Annotated in this window: 18 protein-coding genes and 1 riboswitch; of the genes, 12 read left to right on the top strand and 6 right to left on the bottom strand. The window is 38.9% G+C overall.

Annotated features, from left to right (window positions below; all coding sequences use genetic code 11):
- Nucleotides 1-96 precede the first annotated feature (96 nt).
- A complete protein-coding gene (locus GSQ84_RS14100; protein ID WP_216848924.1) occupies nt 97-1,233 on the top strand; it encodes a TlpA disulfide reductase family protein in 1,137 nt (378 codons plus the stop codon).
- A 5-nt stretch (nt 1,234-1,238) separates the two neighbouring features.
- Here GSQ84_RS14100 and GSQ84_RS14095 read toward each other — a convergent pair whose 3' ends face one another.
- Together GSQ84_RS14095 and GSQ84_RS14090 are read right to left on the bottom strand one after the other, a co-directional pair.
- Nucleotides 1,239-1,961, bottom strand: coding sequence for a LytTR family DNA-binding domain-containing protein (locus tag GSQ84_RS14095; protein WP_158797921.1), 723 nt, complete (start codon nt 1,959-1,961; stop codon nt 1,239-1,241).
- A 28-nt stretch (nt 1,962-1,989) separates the two neighbouring features.
- Entirely contained in the window at nt 1,990-3,036 is a 1,047-nt protein-coding gene (locus tag GSQ84_RS14090; protein WP_158797920.1) for a sensor histidine kinase, read from the bottom strand.
- Between the two features lie 236 nt (nt 3,037-3,272).
- Here GSQ84_RS14090 and GSQ84_RS14085 point away from each other — a divergent pair, with 236 nt between their 5' ends.
- Complete coding sequence (locus GSQ84_RS14085; RefSeq protein ID WP_158797919.1) at nt 3,273-4,169, top strand: hypothetical protein; 897 nt, start codon at nt 3,273-3,275, stop codon at nt 4,167-4,169.
- A gap of 375 nt (nt 4,170-4,544) precedes the next feature.
- Here GSQ84_RS14085 and GSQ84_RS14080 read toward each other — a convergent pair whose 3' ends face one another.
- Nucleotides 4,545-5,789: a hypothetical protein gene (locus tag GSQ84_RS14080; RefSeq protein WP_158797918.1), complete on the bottom strand. Its 1,245-nt coding sequence runs from the start codon at nt 5,787-5,789 to the stop codon at nt 4,545-4,547.
- Between the two features lie 295 nt (nt 5,790-6,084).
- Here GSQ84_RS14080 and GSQ84_RS14075 point away from each other — a divergent pair, with 295 nt between their 5' ends.
- Together GSQ84_RS14075 and GSQ84_RS14070 are read left to right on the top strand one after the other, a co-directional pair.
- Entirely contained in the window at nt 6,085-6,534 is a 450-nt protein-coding gene (locus tag GSQ84_RS14075) for a cysteine peptidase family C39 domain-containing protein (RefSeq protein WP_158797917.1), read from the top strand.
- Nucleotides 6,535-6,752: 218 nt separating this feature from the next.
- Nucleotides 6,753-6,941: a hypothetical protein gene (locus tag GSQ84_RS14070; protein ID WP_158797916.1), complete on the top strand. Its 189-nt coding sequence runs from the start codon at nt 6,753-6,755 to the stop codon at nt 6,939-6,941.
- 135 nt (nt 6,942-7,076) lie between these two features.
- Here the strand turns inward: GSQ84_RS14070 and GSQ84_RS14065 are convergent, their stop codons facing one another.
- Both GSQ84_RS14065 and GSQ84_RS14060 read right to left on the bottom strand, forming a co-directional pair.
- Nucleotides 7,077-9,641 (bottom strand): hypothetical protein, encoded by a 2,565-nt coding sequence (locus GSQ84_RS14065; protein ID WP_158797915.1) that lies wholly within the window; start codon nt 9,639-9,641, stop codon nt 7,077-7,079.
- A 74-nt stretch (nt 9,642-9,715) separates the two neighbouring features.
- Entirely contained in the window at nt 9,716-10,603 is an 888-nt protein-coding gene (locus GSQ84_RS14060; RefSeq protein WP_256377529.1) for a GLPGLI family protein, read from the bottom strand.
- A gap of 299 nt (nt 10,604-10,902) precedes the next feature.
- On the opposite strand from GSQ84_RS14060, the gene GSQ84_RS14055 reads away from it, so the two are divergent.
- Nucleotides 10,903-11,115 (top strand): nucleotidyltransferase domain-containing protein, encoded by a 213-nt coding sequence (locus GSQ84_RS14055; RefSeq protein WP_254070866.1) that lies wholly within the window; start codon nt 10,903-10,905, stop codon nt 11,113-11,115.
- 16 nt (nt 11,116-11,131) lie between these two features.
- Here GSQ84_RS14055 and GSQ84_RS14050 read toward each other — a convergent pair whose 3' ends face one another.
- Entirely contained in the window at nt 11,132-12,211 is a 1,080-nt protein-coding gene (locus tag GSQ84_RS14050) for an aminotransferase class V-fold PLP-dependent enzyme (protein WP_158797913.1), read from the bottom strand.
- 193 nt (nt 12,212-12,404) lie between these two features.
- Nucleotides 12,405-12,510: riboswitch (SAM riboswitch) on the top strand.
- 373 nt (nt 12,511-12,883) lie between these two features.
- Here GSQ84_RS14050 and GSQ84_RS14045 point away from each other — a divergent pair.
- The 7 genes from GSQ84_RS14045 to GSQ84_RS14020 all read left to right on the top strand — a co-directional run bounded on the left by GSQ84_RS14045 (nt 12,884) and on the right by GSQ84_RS14020 (nt 24,249).
- Entirely contained in the window at nt 12,884-16,066 is a 3,183-nt protein-coding gene (locus GSQ84_RS14045; RefSeq protein WP_158797912.1) for a SusC/RagA family TonB-linked outer membrane protein, read from the top strand.
- A gap of 4 nt (nt 16,067-16,070) precedes the next feature.
- Nucleotides 16,071-17,504, top strand: a complete 1,434-nt coding sequence (locus GSQ84_RS14040; RefSeq protein WP_158797911.1) for a SusD/RagB family nutrient-binding outer membrane lipoprotein — start codon at nt 16,071-16,073, stop codon at nt 17,502-17,504.
- 445 nt (nt 17,505-17,949) lie between these two features.
- Nucleotides 17,950-18,123 (top strand): hypothetical protein, encoded by a 174-nt coding sequence (locus tag GSQ84_RS27810; RefSeq protein ID WP_174238661.1) that lies wholly within the window; start codon nt 17,950-17,952, stop codon nt 18,121-18,123.
- Nucleotides 18,120-18,308 (top strand): hypothetical protein, encoded by a 189-nt coding sequence (locus GSQ84_RS14035; protein WP_158797910.1) that lies wholly within the window; start codon nt 18,120-18,122, stop codon nt 18,306-18,308. Before GSQ84_RS27810 ends, GSQ84_RS14035 begins: the two co-directional genes overlap by 4 nt.
- A gap of 11 nt (nt 18,309-18,319) precedes the next feature.
- Entirely contained in the window at nt 18,320-19,306 is a 987-nt protein-coding gene (locus GSQ84_RS14030; protein ID WP_158797909.1) for a sterol desaturase family protein, read from the top strand.
- A 282-nt stretch (nt 19,307-19,588) separates the two neighbouring features.
- Complete coding sequence (locus GSQ84_RS14025) at nt 19,589-22,672, top strand: TonB-dependent receptor (RefSeq protein WP_158797908.1); 3,084 nt, start codon at nt 19,589-19,591, stop codon at nt 22,670-22,672.
- Nucleotides 22,673-22,695: 23 nt separating this feature from the next.
- A complete protein-coding gene (locus GSQ84_RS14020) occupies nt 22,696-24,249 on the top strand; it encodes a RagB/SusD family nutrient uptake outer membrane protein (protein ID WP_216848923.1) in 1,554 nt (517 codons plus the stop codon).
- The last annotated feature ends 28 nt before the right edge of the window (nt 24,250-24,277 follow it).

Genomic DNA, 24,277 nt, shown 5'->3' with positions numbered 1-24,277 from the left:
TTACTATTGATGGTTTTCTTTTAAATAAAATTTTCAAATTACCTTTCCGTTGATTATCTTTAAAAATAACGTAATCAATTAGTAAGTGTAGGTTAAATGAAAAAGCTATATTTTTTTATACTATGCCTGATACCAATATCGTTAATGGCACAAGGTGATTTTACCCTCGATGGTAAAGTAGGTGGATTAAAAAACGGAGATAAAATCTATATGTTTTCTCAGCCCGACGGGCAAAAAAGAATAGATTCTGCCAATGTGCTGAATGGCAGCTTTCATTTTAGCGGCAACTTACCGCATCCCGAATATGCAACAATCGTCCTGAATGTAAACCCACTGGTAAATAAGACGGCTACGAATCTGGATGTATTCCACTTTTATATAGAAGCTGGAAAAATAGGCCTTACAGCACCTGACTCTCTTAAGCATATTACCATAACCGGATCACCAATCAACAAGGAAAATATTGAATTTAATGCATTACGTAAACCTGCAGATGATAAACTGGCCGCTTTAAACAAAGCTTATGCGATGCTTCCTGACTCTCAAAAAAATGAAAAGCATATTGCAGATATGGCTGCCCTTGAGTTACAATACATGGATGAGTTACATCTTGCTGGTGTAGAATTTGCAAAAACTCATCCCCAATCTTACCTGAGTCTGATCGCGTTAAAAGATGGCGCAGCACAGGCGAAAACTACTCAAGCTGTAGCAAAAGCATTTGATAATTTGAATCCCTCGTTAAAAAATACACCACTCGGGAAAAGTATAACAGTTTTACTGACATCCTCCTCAAAAACGAGGATCGGCAGTCAGGCGATTGACTTTGCGCAGGTTACACCTGATGGCAAAACAGTAAGGCTTTCTGATTTTAAAGGAAAATATGTGCTGATAGATTTCTGGGCCAGCTGGTGCGGCCCATGCCGTGAAGAAAATCCTAATATAGTAGCTGCTTACAATAAATATAAAGGCAAAGGTTTTACAATATTAGGGGTATCTCTGGATAATCCCGGAGCAAAAAAATCATGGATTAAGGCTATAGCTGATGATCAATTAATATGGACGCAAGTTTCAGATCTTAAAGGTTGGGATAACAGTGTTGCATTGCAATATGGAGTACGTGGTATTCCTGCCAATTTCCTGATAGATCCTAATGGTAAAATCATCGCCAAAGATCTGAGGCGTGAAACTTTGAATGCTAAACTGGCTGAATTATTTGATGGGCCTGCAAAGTAGAAGATTTATGAAGTAGTCAGCTTTTTTAATACCTCTTTCCCATAAGAACCGCCAATCGGAATAGGAGTGTTGCCAATGTCAATTTGCGTAGCCGAATAAGCACTGATATGATCCAGGGAAACGATGTATGACCGGTGTACGCGTATAAAATGATTGGCAGAAAGTTTTTCTTCAAAATAGCTCATCGTTTGGTAAGTGATAATCATCTTATCCTCCAATTGTATTTTTACATAATCCTTAAGCCCTTCGATATACAAAATATCTTTTAGCAGTATCCGCACCATTTTCTTATCAGATTTTACGTAGATAAAAGCTTGCTGATCATCTTTTAGTAGGATAACCGGTTGTCCGGCTATTTTACTTCCCGGGTTTCTGATAGATTCATATTTAGCAACGGCTTTTAGAAACCGCTCAAAAGAAATAGGTTTTAATAAATAGTCGATCACATTTAATTCATAACCTTCCAGGGCAAATTCACGGTGTGCAGTGGTCATGATTACTAAAGGTGGATTTTTAACAATCCGCAGCAGTTCGATTCCTGTTAAATGAGGCATCTGTATATCCAGAAATAACAGGTCAACGGTATTAACCTTCAGGGCATTGTAAACCTCTGTACCGTTTGAACAGACAGCAACCAAATTCAGTTGATCTAATTGATGTACGTAAACTTCAATGATTTCTCTGGCAAGCTGTTCATCATCTGCAATCATGCAATTAATCCTGTTCATGAGCTCCTGTTTTTTTAGCGTATTGTATTTACAATTCAAGTTTAAGGCTTGCCTCAAAAATCTCGTTATTTTGGATAAACTGCAAGTCATAACTATCGGGATAAGTTAACTCGAGTCGCCTTTTAACATTAATGAGTCCCAATCCATGAACGCTTTTATTTACATTTTTCGGATAACTGTTTTCAACTTTCAGAAAAAGCTGGTTACCGATAACTTTCAAATTGATGGTAATCCATCCTGCATCATCAGTTATGCCATGCTTAAAGGCATTCTCTACAAAGGGCAGCAATAACAATGGGGCGATCATTTTGCCTGATATATCTCCCGAATGTTGAAAACATAGATCCAGCCGGTCGGCAAACCGCATCTGCTCAATGCTGATGTAATTTTCCAGATGGCTGAGTTCATCTTTTAAGAATACCTTATCTGCGCGGGCTTCATAGAGCATGTAATGCATCAGTTCAGATAAACGGAGAACAACTTTTGATGCTTTGTCTGATCCTTTCAGGGTTAATGCATATAGGCTGTTCAGCGTATTAAAAAAGAAATGCGGGTTAATTTGTGCTTTTAACAAGCCCATTTCAGCTGAGAACTTTTCCTTTTCTATTTCTCTTAAATTTTTCTCCTGGTTATAAGCATTGTGCATCAGTTGAATCACCATGGTTAGCGCAACTACGGGGTAAGATTCTATAGCAAGTCTTAAAATCCTTACCGGTATCCAGAAGTGTTTGTTTTCCTGCTGGTACCTAACCGGATTGTGAAATTGTTCCCAGGGAATGATAAATGTATAAGCAATATACCTTTGTAATAATCCGCCACTTAAAAGCAGCAACAATATCCCGGCAGCATAGGCCAGGTATTTTTGGTGATAATAAAAAACAGGCATCAGCACGTAAAGGTTAAAATAAGTCAATAATATGGTAACCGGTATGGTCAATGTAAACAGCTGCTGCGACAGTTTAAAGGAGAGCTGATCAGTGTCTTCCCATCCATTACTAATGGCTTGATAGCTGATAAAGGCTAGCCAGAACAGCAGGTGCATGACTATAGTCTGGTAGCTTATTTGCCGTTTCATCTGCATTTTCAAAACTGAACATTCTTTGTGGAATAGATTGCTTTTTTCGACGAATAGGGTATTGGATGGCCTCAATAGACCATATTTGCCTGCTTATCAATTTAAGGGTTCAAAGAACCTCTCTGCACCCGTTAAATTCGTGTCTGTCTAAAAGTACAAATTTTAAGTTTTTTACTGCATTTATTTGAGGACTGAAATAATCATTGACTATTTAATCCTTTAATTTAACTCTTATCATGAAATCATTTTTTGTTTATTTATTGCTGTTGTCAGGTTTGTCTTCCTCTTTATCTGCTGCTTCAGCAGGTACCAGGGATAGTATTGATTTTGTTGCTATACTAAAGAAAACAGGGCCATACAATCCTTCGCAAAATCAAAATTATCCATCATTTACATATCAGTCTCCAGATGCACCTGAACTGGCAGTTTTGCGTAAAACCTATCACCTGGATTCCATAGCAGGAAAAGGAAGTGAAACGGACAGGGCTATCCGATTGCTGGACTGGTTTCACAGGCAGGTGCCGCATGAGGATGTTGCCTCTATTGACGAGCTAACAGCCGGGAACATTATTACTTTTTACAAGGAAAAGAAGGTAGGGCAGGGCTGTTATCCGCTTTCCATCGCCATGAACGAAATCTTTCTTTCTATGGGATTTAAGTCGAGGAGTGTGATCTGCTTTTCTAACCTGTATCCTGTTGCCCAGGGTGGTCACGTGATCAATTCCTTGTATATCGATTCGCTAAAAAAATGGATCTATATGGATCCACAGGAAAATGCTTATCTCAAAGATGAAAAAGGAAATTTTCTGAGCATTGCAGAAGTTAGGGAACGATTAATTAATGGCATGCCGCTGATACTGAATCCTACGGCTAATTATCATCAGATACCGACCAAAAAGGAAGAATATCTATATCAATTTATGGCGCAGCATATCTACAGGATGATCTGCCCGCTGAATAGCGAATGCAATTCGCAAACACGGTCTGATGGGAAGTTGTTACAGTATGTGGAATTGCTTCCGTCAGGAAGTATTGATCCGCTAACCGATGGGTTTGAAACGTCGGCGCGTAAAAACTACCAGGTGATTACGTATCATACGAATAATGATCTTTTATTCTGGCAAAAGCCATGAAATGAAATTTCTGTTCATAAAAAAAACATCTTACAACTAATTGGAGATGTTCTTTTATTTACTTGAATATTGACAAGCATTAGAAAAAAAATCATAATTTAATTACTATAAACTTAAGTTTTTGTAACCCTCCCTTTTTTCGAACTGGTCTGGGACGTGAGAATTCAAATTTATATATTATTTTTCATCCCTCAGCATGGAGTTAACTCCGTAGATGTTGACTCCATGCTGAGGCTCCATTGTGTTCTATATTCCAGCGGCGTTATGGCCTCCCGGTTAAAAATTATAGTAACTATAATAATCTTTACTGAAATTCATAGGTCTTAAGTTTTAAAAGGAGCCAATTTTGATTATTTGACTAAGGATAGTCAAAGCTCATATGATAACACAATTACTCTTATTTAGCATTCTTTGGACATGGCGACAGCTAATTTGACTTCGTCTTTCATAGCTTAGTTGTTTAATAAGTTGATATTGATCTGTTGTAAACAATGTTGTTTCAACTAAAATTTTAATATCTAAATGATCCTTATATAGATTTACGAGCCTCGGAAAGCTTTCTTCATTTGTAACAATATAATACGTTTCAGCATATTTTGTTCTTTGGAAATATGCTATTAAAGTATTTAGAAGTGAATTAGATTCTTGATTTAAATAAATTATTGCATTAAGGGGAATGTTTTTTATTTTGTCTCGAATGGCCTTGAAATGCTCGTGTCTAAATACAGACAGATAAAACACAAAATCATTAAAAAAACTCCCTATAATTAATAGGCTGCGGTCAACATATGATACGGAGATACCATATTTATTTTTCATATACATATTAAACCAGGCACACATAATAGGGCCAGAAGGACTACTTTGAAAATATCCACTTGTTTGAAATCCATAGTTAAACTCAGGATGAAACCCCGTGAAATTAGATTCAATTACATAATATTGATCGTCATCGGTTAAGCCGATATCCCATGCGATCAAAGACTCCTGCACGATGGTGCAAGGCATTTTATCTAAGATGTTTTTTACAAATCTTTCGGCATTGCAATTGTCTTGTGTAATTAATCCAATTATCTTGAATGTCATGCCATATATTACATCATTATTGAAGGTATGAATTCGAAATTCAGTTTTTAAATTTAATCTTTTCTGTAAGATCCATTTTTCATTCTGATTAGTAAAGTGTTTATTGAGCGACAGACGAATTATTTGCTCAAATTCGGCAGTTCTGTCAAAAGTATTCGTTGTACCTGTGCGCTCACTTAAAGTTGCTTTCAAAAAAAAACCTTTTCCCAACAAAAGTCTAATTTTTTGTATTCCATTTGCACAATTTAGAAGCTTAGTGAAGCTTATTGTCTTAGGCATGCTGCCGGGGATGTAGTAGTTTAGTACAAGATATTGCATATATTTATTCTCTAATCTCCATCTAAATACGTGATGTTCATTAATGTTTGCTTCGTATAAAATACTTCTTACAAATAATGTCCCAATGCCGCCTACTAAATTTCTAACTATCCAATTATGAGGACTTAATTTAAAAGGTTTTTGAACGGAATCTCTTTTCTTTTTCGAAGAATCAAAATTTTCGATATCAAGGATCAATTTCTTTAAATTATTCATCAGCCTTTGTATTGAAAATGCCGTTTTAATAGGATTTGATACAGTCGTATATTTGAACCAATATGGGGCGTTTTCGATATAATACTGACCATATATCAATTTACAGACAATAAATGATTTGAAATTGGTCATTAGTAACAAAATTTATAATTCTGTTATGGGTCAATTGTCAATTAAATGGGCTATTGCATTTTGTAAATTTGATAGCAAAATCTTTCTCTTAGCGCATTTGTAATACCTATTATGAGAAGAACTATAACAGCTGAATGATTCCAAATATTTAACCAATTAATTTATGATCAAGTCTTTTCCATATTATCCCCAACGCTTAGAAACGGATTGTGGGCCAGCATGCTTAAAGATGATTGCTTGTTTTTATGGTAAAGAATTTGAAGATCAACAATTGCTTAATAATCCAAGAATTAAACTTAATGGAGCTTCTTTGCTTGATATTTGTGATGCAGCTGAAAGCATTGGGTTAATGTCCAGGGCGTTTCAAACAAAAGTAGAATTTCTGGATCATATTGAGCTTCCGGCAATTTTATATTGGAATCGGAGTCATTTTGTAGTCTTATTCGAAATAAAGCAACGCATTTATCATATTGCTGATCCAAAAAAAGGAATAATAAAACTTTCCAAAAGGAAGTTAAGGCGCAGTTGGGAATGTATATCAGACAATAAATATTTCGAAGGAGTTGTTTTGATGTTTTCTGTTACAACTTCTTTTAAAGTCAATAGTAGATGACCTTTTAAAAAAGCAGAACTGCTGTTAATTTGGGACAGCTGTTAGCCATACCAGTACTATATTTTATTAAATTAGTCAATGGTTATTGGCTATTCTTAAATCCTATCTATGCATGCTGCTGATTACCAATAATATCAATTAATTACAATAATTAGCATTGGCCCGGGTACTTCCAGGCATAAGAAAAGGAAGTGTTTTTTTACATAAAATTCTAAATAATGAAAAACATAAAAATTAAAGCTAATATATTTAGCTTACTAAAACCGCTCAATAGGAGTGAATTGGCTAAGTTGACTGGAAAAGGAGGAGAAAATGACCCTTGCCCTTCAGGAACTACACATTGTTATTGTGGTTCAGTTTATAAAGGATGTTTATCTATTCAAGGTTGTATTAACGCTTGCGCCTAATAAAGGGGATTAGCTTAACAAGCTTACTCCAAATATTCTCAAGTTAAAGGTTCCGAACTTTGCGGAAATTTAAATTACCTGTCACTACTTGTTTACTATTAGAATGGTTTTATTAGGAGGCAAGTAGTTGATTACTTATTTTATTTTAAATCTGGCCTTAAGTAAAACTTGTGCCGGCCTTAAATTGTAAGCATAATAGTACATACTTGTATCTATGTAGGAAGCAGATATAAATTGTTTTGAATTAAAAATATTGTTATATTCTGCATTAAACTCTAAGTTTTTATATAAGTATTTAATGCCTGCATCTGTGAAATTCATTGCCTTATTTCCTGTCGAAGTAGCACTTGAATAATAATACTCGTGTGCTAAATTAATAGTTAAACCTTTTGATGGGAAAAAATTAAGCTGCGCAATCTGTGTGTTTCCGTATATAGCAGGAAAAGTACTGATGTCGTTAAGAATAGCATTTTTGCTTTGTGTATATTGAAAAGTATAAGTTAAGCTTGTCCAGGATTTAATTCTCATGTCGATAATCGGCCTTATAATCAATACCTGGTTTTTATAATTTAAAATTTTATCCTGGCTTATCTGTTTACCAAGGCTATGAGAGTAATTAGTATAAACAGTTATTGTGCCTCCTATGGCATCTATACCTTTGCTGACTCTACCAAATACCGTACTCATTGATTTAATGTTAGGAATGATATTAGTATTTTTAATACTTAAAACTCCCTGATAATCGTAGCTATATAATAGATTGAAATGATCTCTGGAGTAACTGGAGCCTAAATTTATAAATAGCTCATGGATAGGGTGTCTGTAATTTAAAGTCAGGTTGTAAGTTTGATTTTGATTTTCAGGTAATTTTCCGTCATTTTTAACCAGATTACGGTAGGATTCCATGATGTAGCCAGTAAATACGTCATTTAATTCACCTACCCGGTTATTATACCGTGCATCAGCAGATAGGGACAATAATGGATTTAAATCATAATTGAGTATAACTGCCGGATTAAAAAACAGGCGACTGATGACTTTATCTTGCTCCGTAATCAGATCATCAGTATAAAGGTGAGTATAATTTAAGAGAAGAATTGCCTCCAGCCTGAACTTATTAGAGACATAAGTATAATCCGGATTAAAATACATTTCAATTTTATTCCATCTTAAATGATTACTTAATGAATCTTGTGTGGCACTAAGTCTTCCACTGCTGGATTGTTCTCCCAGTTTAGATCGGAAATCTTGGAGGTTTGTGTTTATCCCAATGGAATAATTTTGTTTAAAATGCCTGCTGTTTAAGCCAAATGATACCTTGTTTTTAAAGATGAACTTTTTTTGAATTAAGTTCTGCCTCATAGTTAGAGGATCTTCTATTCCAGTAAATATATCATTATAAAGTACCGGCTGTATATTTAGGAGCTCTGGAGTGCTTGTATAGGAAGTATAGGAAAAGAATTTAAAACTTATTTTTTTGTAGTTTCTGATCAGGCTAAAGGTATTATCGAATTGATATAAAGGATCTTTTAGTTGCTGAAATACTGTATCCTGGTGTATTACGCTTCCTTCTGTCTGATTGCGTTGACCACTGAAAGAAAAAAGGTTATCTAAATAATAATTCTCCTTATTGGTATTGATCTTAAGTGCACCATTAAATTGATTGATCTTAGCATTTGATGTTAATTTTTCATCTATATCCAATGTACTATCATTAGGCAGATAATAAACTGATCTTGAAAAACTACTTCTATCCTGATGATCATTCAAATAACTGATATTAAAACTTACCTGGGTTTCTTTTCCGTAAGCCCATAAATTATTGATGGAAAATGCATTTGCATGATTAAATAAATAACGTTTTTGGTTGATAGAAGGTATAGCCGGAGACTGTACGGAAAGTGATGTTTCGTTATCTGTTCTATTTGGGGCAGCATAGTGGGAAGTGAAATCTGTACCTGGATCGCTGCCTGTATTGTTACCTTTGTAAGTAGTTATATTTTGTTTGTTTTTATTGAAATACATAGAGAATAATTCATTATCCCACAAAGCAGGAGAAAGACCGGCTCCAACTTTTGCAGTCATGCTCAGTATTCCTTTTGCAGATTCCTTAAGCTTTATGTTTAATCCGGCATCAGTGGTAAATTCTTTGTTTTTTAATGCTTTGATGGGCTGATGATTTTCAAGAACCTGAACGGCTTCTACATCTTTAGCTTGAATATTATTAGTGGCTATTCCATAACGCCCTTGTAATAAGTCTTTTTCTTCAATATAAAATTTATTAATAGGCTTGTTATTATACAAAATACTTCCATCATCTTTTACCTCAATACCCGGTAACTTTTTTAGCACGTCGCCAATTGTCCGGTCATTCTGATCAATAAAACCATCAACTGTATAATTGATCGTATCACTTAACATTCTTATCCTTGGTGGATTAACCTTGATTTCTTTTAGTTTTATAGCCTGCACATTGACGTTGAAATCTAGATCTTGGTTAATATTCTTAAAAATCTTTTCCTGTTTTTCAATATTTAAGCCGGAAACAGTGATTAAAAGACTATCCAGCGTGCTGGAGAGGTTGATATGATACCCACCTTTATCGTCTGTGAGCGCATAATTTAGTAGTATACCAGCTCTCTTATCCTTGACGGTAATACTTAGGCCGGCTATACCTTTTTCATCGGCTTTATTTTTCACTAAGCCCTTTATTACAGTTTGACCGGTAGCATTGCCTGCACTAAAAATGACCAATAAAAATATATAAAAGCGCACTATTCCAGTTCCATTGGTGTGTAGTCATATTTTTTTGGAAAGTCGGAGATAATCACATCGCCACCGTTGAAATTATATTGTTTACCAGGTCCTTGTTTCATTTTAAGTTTTTCAAAATCTTTTCTTGAACATCTGATAGTTACCTTACCCGTATAGAAAATGGGAATCTTGTTTTTTATTTGTTGAATTCCTGTTAATCTAAATGAAAACAAATGTTGATTATCCTCTACCTTTATGATCAGGCCTGGTAGCCCCATAAATTTCCATGGGCCATCACTAACAGGTATTTCCTGAGTAAACCAGGCTGTATAGTCACGGCCTCTAAAATGTAGTGTTGCTTTTTGACAAGAATAGGAAAGAATAGTTTCAGTTTCATTGGATATTTTCCATTGGAAAGGCTCAATTTGCTCTTCATACAGAAAAACATCCCGGCCAAGAATGGAATAGTCTACTAGCTTCACTCGATTTGATAATCTATCTTTAAAGATCTGACAGCTCTCTCCATCATTTGAACTTGAGCTAACCGTTCCTTGCATATTTGATAAATCTTTGGCATCGGCCTCTTTGAGGATGGTCATTTTTCTAATATCATTAGTGATATTTTTCATATTATTTATCCTGTCAGACAAAATAGAATCACGGCTCAATCTGGCAGGGTCATAAAACCTGGAAATTTTGGAACCAATTTCTAATGCCATTGTATCTTGACTATAAGGTCTGTCACTACTTTCTTTCTTTTTGCTGAATAAATAATAACATTTTAAGGTAGAATAATCAACCGTTTCCAGGTTATTTATATTGACATTTTCTATTGGCTTATTTTCTATCGATTTTTTCACATTTTGTGCTATAGTATTCATGCTAAGACCTAATAGGCATGTCACCATAAATTGATATTTCATAATTTGGAATATATTTGGTTATAGATCGAAAAATAAACACCTAAAAAACACTTTTACCGGCTAATTTTTCCTCGTTTAATTGCTCAATAATAACAAATATAATACTGATTATTCGTTTTTTTTGATTAAAAATAGATAAATACGAACTTAATGCAGTATTAAATTTTAATTTTATCCTTTTGATCAGATTTAAAACGTATTAGCATTTTATATTTTGGAATAATAAATAATTTAGAAAAAAAGACTAAAGTAAATTTACTCCAACAAAGTATTCGATCAGCGAATTGGCATTATTTGGTTATTATGCACGTGGAGATAATAGAATAGATAGCGAGATAGATATCCTGAATGACTTTAACGGAAGTATTGGAATGAAATTTTTCACCTTATTTCATGAATTAGAAGATGCCTTTGACATGAAGGTTGATCTGGTAGCAAGAAAAGGAATTAAACCACATTATTTACCTTATGTAGAAAAGAGTTTAATATCTATATGAGAGGATCGTAATCTATTTAAACACAGCTATCAATTACCTCTAATAATCTTTCCAGTTCAGCTACTGTATTATAAAAATGGAAAGACACTCTGATACCCTTACCACGGGCAGAGCAAATGATATTTTCTTCCTGAAGTTTTTGGTAGGTTTTATCATCAATAGATAAATTAAATATACCGCTATGCATTGTTCTCTGCACAACCGCCTGATCAAGTAAACCACGTTCAGCAAAGGCTGCTTTTGCATGTTTACTCAGCATTTGAACCTGATTTTCAATAAATTTGATTCCGAGTTTTTCCATTAACAACACACCCTGGTTCAGCGTGCCAAAAGATAAAGTATCCAGGTGTCCGGGTTCAAAACAAGAGGATAACAAATTTTTATAAGGTAGAAAAGATGCTGATGTGCGTTCACTTTGCTGGTTTCCGGTATATAAAAGTTTTGCAACTTCATCTTTCAGGAACAAAAAGCCATTTAAATATCCGCCCATCATCCATTTATAACCACTGGCAATGAACACATCCAGGCCCGAAGCTTCAAAGTTAAAGTCTGAAGTGCCACAAAATTGGGTTCCGTCTGCAACAATGAGCAACTCCGGAAACTGACGTTTAAGTTGTTTTAAAAATTCAAAGCTGATCTGGATGCCACTAATATATTGAACCATGCTCAAAGCAAGTACGGTAGGTTTAAAAAGCTTTATTTTTTCCAGAATATTTTCTTCCAGTTTTTCATCTATCACTGCATAATCGCAAATAAATCCCCTGTTTTGTACAGGGTAATTAATGGAAGGATATTCTTCATGGAGCAGCAGAAAACGATGTTCTCCGGGTAAACCATCCAGGAATGTATTAAATCCAAAAGAGAAGTTTGGAACTAAAAAAGTGTTTTCAGGTTTTGCATGAAAAAAGCGGGAAAGGTTATGTCTTACTTCATCCAGGAATTGGGCCTGGTTAAGCCTGAATATACTTCCTGCTGCCATAAATTCAAGGTCGTGTTTCCGGCGCCAATCGGCTGCAGAATGGAATAAAATTCCGGAACTGGCGGTATTAAGATAGGTGTAGCTGTCAAGTACGGGAAACTGATCGGAAAAATTCATGTGTAAAGATATATATTTTGACGATTTATAATTTCAAAAGAAGGGCTCTATGCTGTTGTAATCAATATTTATAGTTGTTTCTTATCTTAAATAAGCTGATTTATAAAGAGATATGATTTTTATTTATTAATACTACTAAATCCATAGAATATTTATATATATTTGCAGAACAATTAAACGTTCATTGATTTTCTACTTATCCAGAAAGACTGAGGGAAAGGCCCTTTGAAGTCTTAGCAACCTGTACAACCAACGGTAAAAGGTGCTAACTCCTATCCGCAATAGCGGAAAGATAAGTGATAGATTCGCTCACCAGTGTATCAATTGTCATTTATTTCTTCAGGATTTCTGTATCGGTATTAACTTCTTAAAGAAGTATAATCAGAACTAATAATTGATTTATAAACCACCAATTAAAGAGCAATTAATGGAATTAAAATTTACGCAATCAGACACGAGTTATTTCAACGCCCCACCTCAGAAAATGAACAGTTTAATCAGTTCTGCGATGAGTTGCTGGTGTTGTAAATAACAATCCCCTCCGTACCGGAAAAAATTAATTAAAATTTTCACTATTACTCATTCATGTTGAGTTCCAGGCTTGCTGCCATTGAGCAATCAATACGGGCCTGTGGGTTTACTATGAGCAAACGGGTAATTAACCCAATCACTATGTTAAAATTGTACAAACCTATACTAGGGCTACTCTTGTCCCTTTTTATCCTGCAGTCCGCTACTGCGCAAACCATAAAAGTAGCCGGTGTGGTCACCGAAAAGTCCAGCGGAAAGCCTATTCCCGGAGTAAGTATCTCCATTAAAGGTTCAACTATTGGCGCCCAGACCAACACCGATGGGAGGTTTAGTTTAAACGCGAAAACCGATGATATACTAAGGGTAGTTTTTATTGGTTATACCACACAGGAAATCAAAGTATCAGGTGAAACTTCTACGCTGAATATCAGCCTGGACGAAGCACAGAATGCGCTGGATGAAGTGGTGGTTACTGCCTTAAACATTACAAAAGAAAAAAAGTCCCTGGGTTATGCCGTTCAGGAATTGAAATCGGCAGATATTTCAGAAGCCAAGGAGGTTAATCTGGTAAACGCATTGACCGGTAAAGTTGCCGGTGTACAGGTAACCAGCAGCCAGGGCGATATGGGCTCTTCAAGAATTATTATTCGGGGAGAGACCTCTATTTCGGGAAATAACCAACCCTTATTTGTGATCGACGGTGTACCTGTGGACAATACACAAAATCTCGGTACCGCCGGATCAAGGGATTTTGCCAATACCATTTCCGATATCAATTCTGAAGATATAGAATCTATCAGTGTATTAAAAGGGCCCAATGCAGCGGCACTTTACGGCTCCCGCGCAGCAGCGGGTGTGGTGCTGATCACGACTAAAAAAGGTAAAAATGTTAAAGGTTTAGGGATCAGCGTAAATTCAAATACTACTTTTTCTACCCTGCTCGTTTTGCCTGATTATCAAAACTCCTATGGCCAGGGTTCTAATGGCCAGTTCAGTTATGTAGATGGTAAAGGTGGTGGGGTAAATGATGGGGTAGATGAAAGCTGGGGACCACGCCTCAACGGACAATTGATCCCACAATATTATTCCAATGGGGTAGCTGTACCTTTTGTTGCACATCCGGATAACGTGCGCGATTTCTTTAATACGGGGCGCACCTTGAATAATGGGATTTCGTTTGCTGGTGCAACAGATAAGTTTGATTACCGCCTGTCTTACAATAATCTCGATCAGAAAGGTGTGATCCCTAATTCATCGCAATCAAAAAACTCTTTCCTGTTTAGTTCAAGTTATAAAATAACGCCTAAACTAACGCTAAATGCTTTTGCCAACTATGTAAACAGCAGTGCGGATAACCTGCCGGGTTCCGGTGGCAAAAGGGCAAGCAGTACCATGTTGCAGTTTATCTGGTCGGGCAGACAGGTAGATATTCCGCAGTTAAGGAATTATACCGCTGCCGACGGAAGTGTGATCAACTGGAATAATAATTATTACAGTAACCCTTACTTCATGGCCTATGAAAATACGGTAGGGCAGGTGCGCGACCGTCTGATTGGTAATGTGGAATTAAACTATAAGATCATTGATGGTTTATCTGCAAATTTCAGAACGGGTAATGATAATTATACCGACCGCAGGAAGATCAGAATTGCTTACGGAACTAATGGAACACCTTATGGTTCTTATGAGGAGGATACCTATACCTTCAATGAAAACAATACAGAAGGAAGACTGGACTATACGAAAAAGCTGAACAGTGATTTTAATCTGGATGTATTACTGGGTGGAAATATTCGTACCACCACGTTTGAAGACAATGATCAGAAGGCCCCTAAACTGGCTGTAAATGGTTTATATACGCTGAGCAATTCAAGGGATCCCTTGATCTCTTCTAATATTTATACCAAGCAAAAAGTTTACAGTACGTTTAGCTCTGCACAATTGGGTTTCAGGAATTATGCTTATTTAAACCTGACTGCCCGGAACGATTGGTCGTCTACTTTGCCCGCGGCAAACCGCTCTTATTTTTACCCTTCTGTTAACGGAAGTTTAATCCTTTCAGAATTATTTGATATCAAAAGTGATGTGTTAAGCTTTGCAAAACTGCGAGGCGGCTGGTCTAAAGTTGGTAAAGATGCTACACCTTACCAGCTGATCAATACCTACGGATTTATCGCACCATTTAACGGCAATCCACAACAATATTCAAATGCTGTAGACCTCAACGCCAATCTGAAACCTGAAACTACCAATTCTACTGAAGCAGGTTTTGAACTGGGCCTTTTTAAAAACAGGGTGAGGTTTGATTTCAGTGTATACAATACCAATAGTATCAACCAGATCTTAAACCTGGATGTCAGCACGTCTACTGGTTATAGCCAGAAGTTAGTGAATGGCGGTACGATCAATAACAAAGGACTGGAAACACAATTAGGTATCACCCCGATTAAAACAAAAGATTTTACCTGGGATATCAACACCAATTTTTCATCGAATAAAAGCAGGGTGAAATCGCTGTATGGAAATATTCAGAGTTATGTACTGGGTACTGACGGAACAGTTCAGGTACTGGCTTCTGTGGGACAGTCTTATGGTACAATTTTCGGAACCGCCTATGCCAGGGATGCTTCCGGAAATATTATTGTCAGTGCAGACGGAACACCGTCTATCAGTGCATCTAAAAAAGTACTGGGAAAATATACACCCGACTGGATAGGGGGCATCACCAACAGTTTTACCTATAAAAGGTTTAACCTGAGCGTATTGGTAGATGCACACGTAGGTGGTAAGATCTTCTCTGGTACCAACGAAACAGGAACTTATACGGGGGTGTTAAAAACAACCCTTCCGGGCCGCGGAACTGAAAATGGAGGTATAAGTTATTATTATCCTGGAAACAGCAGTGCCAACAAAGCGGTAAAAATAGCTGCCGGTGCAACTGCTCCGGGCGGGGCAACAGTTTATGATGACGGAATGATCTTTAAAGGCGTATTGGCAGATGGTACCGCAAACAGCACAATTATTCCTGCCCAGGAGTATTACAAAGGAATTTACAATGCCGATGAAGCCTTTGTTTACAATGCTACTTATGTGAAACTGAGAGAGGTGAAATTGGGTTACAATTTGCCTCAGCGCTGGATAAAAGGTTCAGGACTTCAAAGTGCAACTGTTTCCCTGGTGGGAAGGAATCTGCTGATCATCCACAAAGAAGTACCTAATATAGATCCGGAGACGGCTTTTAACACCGGTAACGGGCAAGGACTGGAAGATTTAGCGCTCCCAACTGTACGCACATTCGGTTTCAATATTAACCTTAAATTTTAATCCCATGAAGATCAATTATATATCCATATTCTTATCCGGAGTTTTACTGCTAAGCACCGTTTCCTGCAAGAAATCGCTGGATGAAAGCAATGTAAATCCCAATGCTTCCCAAACCGCACAACCTGATTACCTGCTAACTGCCGCTATTAAGGCTACCTCAGATACGTACTGGGGCACCACCAATAACATGAATTCCAGTCTGCTTTTTGTGCAGCACTGGGCGAAGATCCAGTATACCGATCCCGACAGATACATCGAGACCAATGCAAGTTTTCAGGACCTGTGGTCTATAGGTTATGCCACCGGTATCGTTAACCTGAACCAGATCATTAAACTGGCAGATGCACAGTCGAACCCTAATTACAAAGGTGTAGCCCTGGTTTTAAGATCCTGGATCTTTACTTTGCTTACTGATGCCTATGGTGATGTACCGTATTCACAGGCCGGAAGCATAGATACTTATCTGCTGCCGAAATATGACAACCAAAGGGATGTTTACCTGGGCGTACTGGCAGATCTGAAAACTGCACAGGATGCTTTGAGTACTACAGGTAAAGCGATTGGTGGCGACGTTATTTATAGCAATAATATCGCCTCTTGGAAAAAACTGGCCAATTCCTTACGTTTAAGGGTTGCCCTGCGAATTGCCGACCGTGAGCCGACCCTTGCTGCACAGACAATTGCAGCGGTACAAGCCGAAGGCGGTGCTTATATCGGTTCGAACAGTGAAACTGCACAGCTGGTTTATCAGGCATCCCCAAATCAAAATCCAATTAGTAATCTGTTTGATACCAGGGATGATTACCGCATCAGTAAAACGATAGTTGATCAGCTGGCAGCATTAAATGATCCCCGTCTTCCGGTATATGCCAATAAAGCCGTAGATACACAACTGTATACGGGTGTTCCAAATGGCCTGCTGACAGGTGACGCTGCGGCCCTGGGTTTAACCAGGACCTCTAAACCTGGTACCTATTTTACCGCTCCGGCAGCACCAGCAGTGATCATCAGTTATGCAGAAGTATTGTTTGACCGTGCAGAAGCAGCAGCAAGAGGTTTTACCTCAGAAAATGCAGCTACGCTTTATAATGATGCCGTTGCCGCTTCTTTGTCGCAGTATGGAATATCCAGTACAGATATTGCCACTTACCAGGCACTGCCCGCAGTGCAGTATGACGCTGCCAATTACAAGAAGTCTATTGGTAATCAAAAATGGATCGCCTTATTTGGTGAAGGGCTGGAAGCTTTTGCAGAATGGAGAAGACTGGATTATCCCATCTTAAAACCAGCTGCAGCAGGAGCGCTGAATGGTGTTATCCCTGTAAGGTTTATTTACCCTGGAACTGAACAATCCCTCAACCCGGATAATTACAAAGCAGCAGTGGCCCACCAGGGTGCTGATCTGTTAACTACTAAACTGTGGTTTGATGTAAATTAAAATTAACAACTCTCAGATAAACCGCTTTGTCAGAAATGATAAGGCGGTTTTATGGTATAATAAACAGCTGTTTTTGGGTCGTTTGATACGGAATTAGATTTATTTTAATAAAGTCTATCAAAATAGTGGACTTTATTAAAATAATTTGTATATTGCCCTCAGTTATCGATCATTACAGATTTAAATGTCCTAAAGAACAAAAAATGTATACCGAATTTAACGTCTCCTCTTCATTTGTTTCCCGCCGGTTTTCGGCTGATTTTATCCCTGCCATCCACTGTTGTTGTTGCTGTTAATTCAGCTATAAACAGGTGATCCCTTCTTTATAGTATTTATTGCCTTTCAGGCGATATCCATCCTCAAATATTCATCCATCCCATTGATCAGGCGTTTTAACGCAATGATTGGTCTTGACCTATAATTTACATTTAATTTTTAAACTCTTATGACCATTAACGACGTATCCCTGCTGGGGAAAAAGATTTTGGTAGGTATCATTATCACCACTATCCCTTTCATCATCATCTTCGGAGGTTTGTGGCTTACCGAGAAGTTACTTTCTGAGCATCATGAACCGGATCCGCAGTCCATTAATCAACCTAAAGCAACCCGCTCATGAAAATAGAAGAAGCTACACAAGCCAGAATTGTAAGAAATGCGCTGCTCAGCCTGCTGCTCTATGCACTACCCATTTTACTGATGTTTGGAACATTTTATTTTACCGGACAGCGGCCCTGGGAGAAGAAAAAAGAACCACAGAAAGTATCCCGGGCTTCCACAAAAACCAAACCTGTTAATCCTTAAACTTTTACGTTATGATTGAACTGATAAACAAAGTAATAGAAAACCTGAATGGCTACGGCTTTTCTGTTTTAGTACTCGTACTCGGCATACTCGAGTTCTCCTTTGGATTGTATAAAAACCACTGGAATAAAAATGAAAAGTGGGTGGATATTGCCTGTTTTACCATTCCCCGATTGGTGATCAGGCCAGTAGTAGCTTACTACGGACTTAAAGTTCTACCGGCACTGCTGCCCGATTTAAAAAACAGTTTCGACTGGGTGCCCTTTTTCTGGGGATTTATCATCATTGCCGTGGCCGATGACCTTACCCAGTACTGGTACCACCGCCTGCACCATGAAGTGCCATGGTTGTGGCGTTTCCACAGGACACATCATTCTGCTTCCTATATGGGAATGGCGATGGCCAGCAGACAAAATCTGATTTATAGCTTGTTCTTTTCACAAACCTATTTAACAACCGCCCTGGTTTATTTGGGCCTGGGTATCCCTGCCATCGCTGTCAGGGCCATCAAAGGCACCATCACTACACTGGCGCATTCCAGTATTCCATGGGACAAACCTTTTTATCAATATAAAATACTTCATCCGCTGGCCTGGGTACTGGAACGTACTATTTCTACACCTGCTACCCACCATGCACATCATGCAGCGACTACGGATGACGGTGTGGGTTATTATAAAGGGAACTTTGGCAATATGTTCTTTTTATGGGATGTTATTTTTGGTACAGCGCATATCTCCCGTCAGTATCCGGCAGCTTATGGCATATCTCACTATGAAGGCGATCAATGGTATGCACAGCTGCTGTGGCCCATTTTTAAATCAAAAGTAGCAGGTAGTGAGCTGGCAGCAGATGGCCCGCTGGTGAAAGCCGATGTGCCTTTACAGGACCATCAGTTATACCGTCCTAAAGTACAGGACTCCGTTAAAGAAGATCAGGATACACATCCTTTAACTTACCATCAATACAGATCAGATAACTACAACGCCGGGGCTTAAATTCCATCAACAAGAACAGAAAGGAGGAATAAAAAACAATTACGATTACAATTCTTATAATAAAGGGAAAAGCAATCGCTTTTCCCTCTCTCTTAAAATAACGAAACAGATATCATTGGTGTGGAAGCTGTTTCTAAGGTGCCATTTTAATTCATTCAAATTTATGCAAAATATTGCGAAAGTCGCGACAGGCTATAGGCTGCCCTATGTCCGGCTTGTACAACAATTCAAAGTCCAGTACCAGTTGTCCGGTAGATTAAACTTTCTAATTAACCCCGCGATATGAAAAAACTGATACTCATTTCTATATTTATTTTTATCCGGATGCTAACTGTTTTTGCCCAGCAAACACAGCCAATTATAAACTCTAAACTGGTAGGCCGTGTAATTGATGGTACCACTAAAGAACCTTTGCCAGGTGCTGTGGTGCGTATTGAAGGTACTACCCATATGGTGCAAACTGATATTGAAGGCAAGTTCAGTTTTGTAACCGGACAAAAATTTCCTTATACACTGATCGTCAGTTTTATCGGTTATGAAAAGCAGGAGTTTACCGCAACAGGCAGTCCTGTGGAGATTGCACTTAAAGATCAGAGCCAGCTCAACCAGGTGGTAGTAGTAGGTTATGGATCGGTGAAACGAAAAGATATCACCGGTTCCGTAGCGTCAGTTCCGGCATTGGCTTTAAAGCAATCCACTTTGTCTCTCGACAGGGCTTTGCAGGGTACTGTTTCTGGTATCCAGGTAACCCAGGCCACAGGACAGCCCGGAGCAGGCGTTACTGTGCAGATCCGTGGGGTAAACTCTATTAATGCCGTAGCAGAACCCTTATATGTAATTGATGGTTTTCCTACCTCAAACAGCAATTCACTGAACGATGCAGGAGTAACCAACGGACCAAAGATCAATCCGCTGGCTTCTATTAATCCTTCGGATATAGAAAGTATTGAAGTGCTAAAAGATGCATCAGCCACCGCTATCTACGGAACACGCGGTGCCAACGGCGTAATTATTATTACCACAAAAAAAGGCAGGGCAGGGGTTTCTTCTATCAATTATGACGGCAGTTATGGAGATCAGAAGATCATCAAGACCATCCCCCTGCTGGATACCCAGCAATGGGAAGACCTGAGAAATGATGCACTGGTCAATACGGGCAAACCAACCCAGACCGATGCAGTGCTCAATCCTTATCATAGCGATACCAACTGGCAGGATGCAGCTTTCCGTACCGGAAATACCCAGAACCATAGTTTATCCATTCTTTCTGGAACAGACAAAACAAGGCTGGCTTTTTCAGGAAATTATTTCGACCAGGATGGTATTTTGCAGAACACTAATTTTAAGCGTTATGCCGGTCGGGTAAATGTAGAACATGACTATAATGATCGATTAAAGATTTCTTCTTATATCACCGGAAGCCATACCACCGCACAGGTAGCACCTGCAGGTGTAGTGCCGGCTATTTTGCTGATGACACCGGTAACGCCTGTATACAATGCAAATGGCTCTTTCTTTATCAAAGATATTTTTGAAGGAACCTATGGCAACCCGATCAATACGTTGTACAATCAAATCAATACCACCACTACAAACCGTGTGCTGGGTAATATTTCGGGTGATTATAAGATCACCAATGAACTGACCGCAAGGGTACTGGCAGGCATTGATATTATCGATAATAAACAAAACAGGTATTTACCGGCCACAGTGTATGAAGGTGCAGGATATAATGGCCTGGGTGAAACCGGAGCACTATATTCTACCAACTGGCTGAATGAAAATACCTTGACCTATACCAAAAAATTCGGTCGTCATTCACTGAATATCCTGGGTGGTTTTACCCAGCAGGTGTTTAGGGGTGAAGGTTCAGTTACAGGTTCATCAGGATTTGTAAGTGATTACGATAGCTACAATAACCTGGGTTCTGGCAGTGTCACTTCTGTTTCTGCCAGCGGATTTGCCCCGGCGCCTTCGTCCATCTCAAATAGCTGGGCACTGAAGTCTTATCTGGCACGTGTTAATTATGGTTTTGATAGTAAATACCTGGTTACTTTAACCTTGCGTGCAGATGGATCTTCCAAATTTGCCTCCGGTCACCAATGGGCTTCTTTTCCATCGGCAGCTTTTGCCTGGAATGCTTCGAGTGAAAGTTTCCTGAAAAATGTAGAACAGATCAGTCAGTTGAAATTAAGGGTTAGTGCCGGACAGACGGGCAACAGTGATATTCCTGCTTATCAGTCATACTCGCAGTTAGGTTATTACCGCTATAATTTTGGGAATGCAACGGTATCTGGTTTTGCCCCAAACAGTTTGGCTAACCCAAACCTGACCTGGGAAAAGACCGCACAGTATGATCTGGGTTTCGATTTAGGTATATTAAAAGACAGGATCACGCTAACCGCCGATGTGTATTACAAGAAAACAACCAATCTGCTGCTTTACGTGCCATTACCTTCTACCAGCGGCTTAACCATTATCACCAATTCTTCCATCACCAATGCACAGCAGTATGAAAATGTTGGGTCGGTGCAGAATAAAGGGTTCGAGTTAAATTTAAATACAAAAAATCTTACCGGGGCTTTCACCTGGAATACAGGCATTGTGTTCGCCGTGAACAGGAATAAAGTTTTGAGTTTGGGCGGTAATGGGATCACTCAATTTATACCAGACTCTTCTTCCCCTTCCATTATCAGGGTAGGTGAGCCTATAGGATCTTTTATTGGCTATAAAACCAATGGGTTGATCCAGCCGGGTACTGTCGCGTTGACACCTGCTGCCAATACCGCTGTGGGTGGACAGGCCTATGAGGATATTAACCATGACGGGAAAATCACTCAGGCAGGCGATAGGGTAATCCTGGGAAATGCCCAGCCTAAGTTTACGGGCGGAATCACCAACACTTTTACTTATAAAAATATTGATCTGAGTGTATTTTTGCAAACTTCTTATGGCAATAAGATTTACAATGCCCAGCGGGCTACACTGGAACTGGGAACGGGTTATACCAATGCCACTACCACTTTACTGAATCGCTATACGGCAACCAATACCAATACAGATGTACACAGTGCTTTCCAGGACCCAGCGGCAACGATATCCGACCGCTTTATTGAGGATGGTTCTTATCTGAGGTTAAAAAGCCTGAGTGTGGGTTATACTTTCCCTCAGTCGGTACTTTCCCGCTCGCCCTTCAAAAAAATCCGGATCTATCTGAATGCTCAAAACCTGGTTACCTGGACTAAATATACAGGTTATGATCCGGAGGTAAGCAGTAATGAGCAATCTGCTATTGGTGCGGGTGTAGACAATGGTGCTTATCCGAATTACAGATCGTTGATTGCCGGAATAGGCATCACCTTATAACGTTCATTTTTGATTTTAAAACTATGCTGATAAAGAATAAGATATACATACTTCTACTGATTGCGTTTTCTGCAGCTTCCTGCGCCAAACTGGATGAAAATCCACGGTCTTTTATACCGTCCGATCAGTTCTATAAAACACAGGCGGATGCAGTGGCTGCTGTAAATGCAGTTTATTCATTGCTAAACGCAGGTTCTACCGGTGTGCAGACCCCCTATAATATACTGCTTAATACCGGAATGGATTTTATGGCCGATGATGTAGGTCCCGGGCCAGGCGCTACTAATCCGGATGTACGCTCTCAGGCGGTATTAGGTCATTCCTCTACCGGACTGCGCGTATTGCAGTTATGGCAGCAGCATTATGCCGCCATTAAAAAAGCAAATATTGCTATTGACACCATACCCCATATCACTTTTGACGCCACCCTGAATAAAAGACTGGTGGCAGAAGCCAGGTTTTTAAGGGCATTATATTATTTTAACCTGGTGCGCCTGTATGGCGATGTACCCCTGGTACTGCATTCCCTGAATTCGATCAATCTGTCTGATCAGCAGATAGCCAGGACTCCTGTGGCGGCGGTTTATACGCAGATAGAAGCCGATCTGGCAGCAGCAGTGGTAGATCTGCCGAACAGTTATGCTGCGGCCGACCTGGGCAGGGCGACTGCAGGGGCTGCCAATGCACTGCTGGCTAAGGTTTACCTTACTGAACGAAAATGGGCTCTTGCAGTTACACAGGCCGAAGCAGTGATCAACGGCCCTTATGGTTATGATTTGTTCAGCAATTATGCCGATGTTTTTTTACCGGCTTCCGAAAATGGTAAAGAGCATATTTTTTCTGCACAGTTTAAATCCAATTCCGGAGGGCAGGGGAACGATGAAGCTCCCCGGTCTGTATATACCGGTATACCGGGAGTACAGGGCAATTATGCCAATCAGGTAGTGTTTTATTCTGTTCCTGATGCCACAAAACCAGGCGGTACCGATAAGTTTTTTAGTATTTATAAGCTTTATACAGCGAACGACAAAAGAAAGAGGGGAAGCTTTGTAACCCGTTTTTTAAGCCCCAGCACCAATTTATACTATGGTAAGCTGAATGACGCCAGTATTCCTAATGATTCAATTCCCTTTTTTAATAAATATTATGATCCGTCTGTGGCTTCCAATGAAAGTGAGTCGGGGGCGAATGTACCTATCATCAGGTTCGCTGAAATTCTGCTGATCCATGCTGAAGCAGAAAACGAACTTAACGGACCAACGGGCAAAGCTTATACTTCAATTAACAGGGTAAGGACCCGTGCGGGATTAACAGGACTATCCGGATTAACCCAGGCCGATTTCAGGGATGCTGTTTACCTGGAAAGAAGACTGGAACTGGTTTTTGAATACCAGCGCTGGTTTGACCTGATCAGGGAAAAAGACGCTGCCGGAAATGGCATTTTGGAAACCAGCTTACTGAAGGTAGGAAAAACCAATGTAAGCAAGGGGGCAAAAGGTAAGTTTTATCTCTATCCTATACCGCAGCAGGAGATTGATAACAGTAACGGAAAGCTCAGCCAGAATCCAGGATGGTAATAGGATACCAAATAAGGTTAATTTAATC

The sequence above is a fragment of the Pedobacter sp. L105 genome, assembly GCF_009765875.1.
Lineage (GTDB): Bacteria > Bacteroidota > Bacteroidia > Sphingobacteriales > Sphingobacteriaceae > Pedobacter.
This window is presented reverse-complemented; position numbering and strand designations above follow the sequence as displayed.

Coding starts and splice junctions, on each gene's coding strand:
- GSQ84_RS14100 (WP_216848924.1), top strand. CDS start 97: ATGAAAAAGCTATATTTTTTTATACTATGCCTGATACCAATATCGTTA.
- GSQ84_RS14095 (WP_158797921.1), bottom strand. CDS start 1,961: ATGAACAGGATTAATTGCATGATTGCAGATGATGAACAGCTTGCCAGA.
- GSQ84_RS14090 (WP_158797920.1), bottom strand. CDS start 3,036: ATGAAACGGCAAATAAGCTACCAGACTATAGTCATGCACCTGCTGTTC.
- GSQ84_RS14085 (WP_158797919.1), top strand. CDS start 3,273: ATGAAATCATTTTTTGTTTATTTATTGCTGTTGTCAGGTTTGTCTTCC.
- GSQ84_RS14080 (WP_158797918.1), bottom strand. CDS start 5,789: ATGAATAATTTAAAGAAATTGATCCTTGATATCGAAAATTTTGATTCT.
- GSQ84_RS14075 (WP_158797917.1), top strand. CDS start 6,085: ATGATCAAGTCTTTTCCATATTATCCCCAACGCTTAGAAACGGATTGT.
- GSQ84_RS14070 (WP_158797916.1), top strand. CDS start 6,753: ATGAAAAACATAAAAATTAAAGCTAATATATTTAGCTTACTAAAACCG.
- GSQ84_RS14060 (WP_256377529.1), bottom strand. CDS start 10,603: ATGGTGACATGCCTATTAGGTCTTAGCATGAATACTATAGCACAAAAT.
- GSQ84_RS14050 (WP_158797913.1), bottom strand. CDS start 12,211: ATGAATTTTTCCGATCAGTTTCCCGTACTTGACAGCTACACCTATCTT.
- GSQ84_RS14045 (WP_158797912.1), top strand. CDS start 12,884: ATGTTAAAATTGTACAAACCTATACTAGGGCTACTCTTGTCCCTTTTT.
- GSQ84_RS14040 (WP_158797911.1), top strand. CDS start 16,071: ATGAAGATCAATTATATATCCATATTCTTATCCGGAGTTTTACTGCTA.
- GSQ84_RS27810 (WP_174238661.1), top strand. CDS start 17,950: ATGACCATTAACGACGTATCCCTGCTGGGGAAAAAGATTTTGGTAGGT.
- GSQ84_RS14035 (WP_158797910.1), top strand. CDS start 18,120: ATGAAAATAGAAGAAGCTACACAAGCCAGAATTGTAAGAAATGCGCTG.
- GSQ84_RS14030 (WP_158797909.1), top strand. CDS start 18,320: ATGATTGAACTGATAAACAAAGTAATAGAAAACCTGAATGGCTACGGC.
- GSQ84_RS14025 (WP_158797908.1), top strand. CDS start 19,589: ATGAAAAAACTGATACTCATTTCTATATTTATTTTTATCCGGATGCTA.
- GSQ84_RS14020 (WP_216848923.1), top strand. CDS start 22,696: ATGCTGATAAAGAATAAGATATACATACTTCTACTGATTGCGTTTTCT.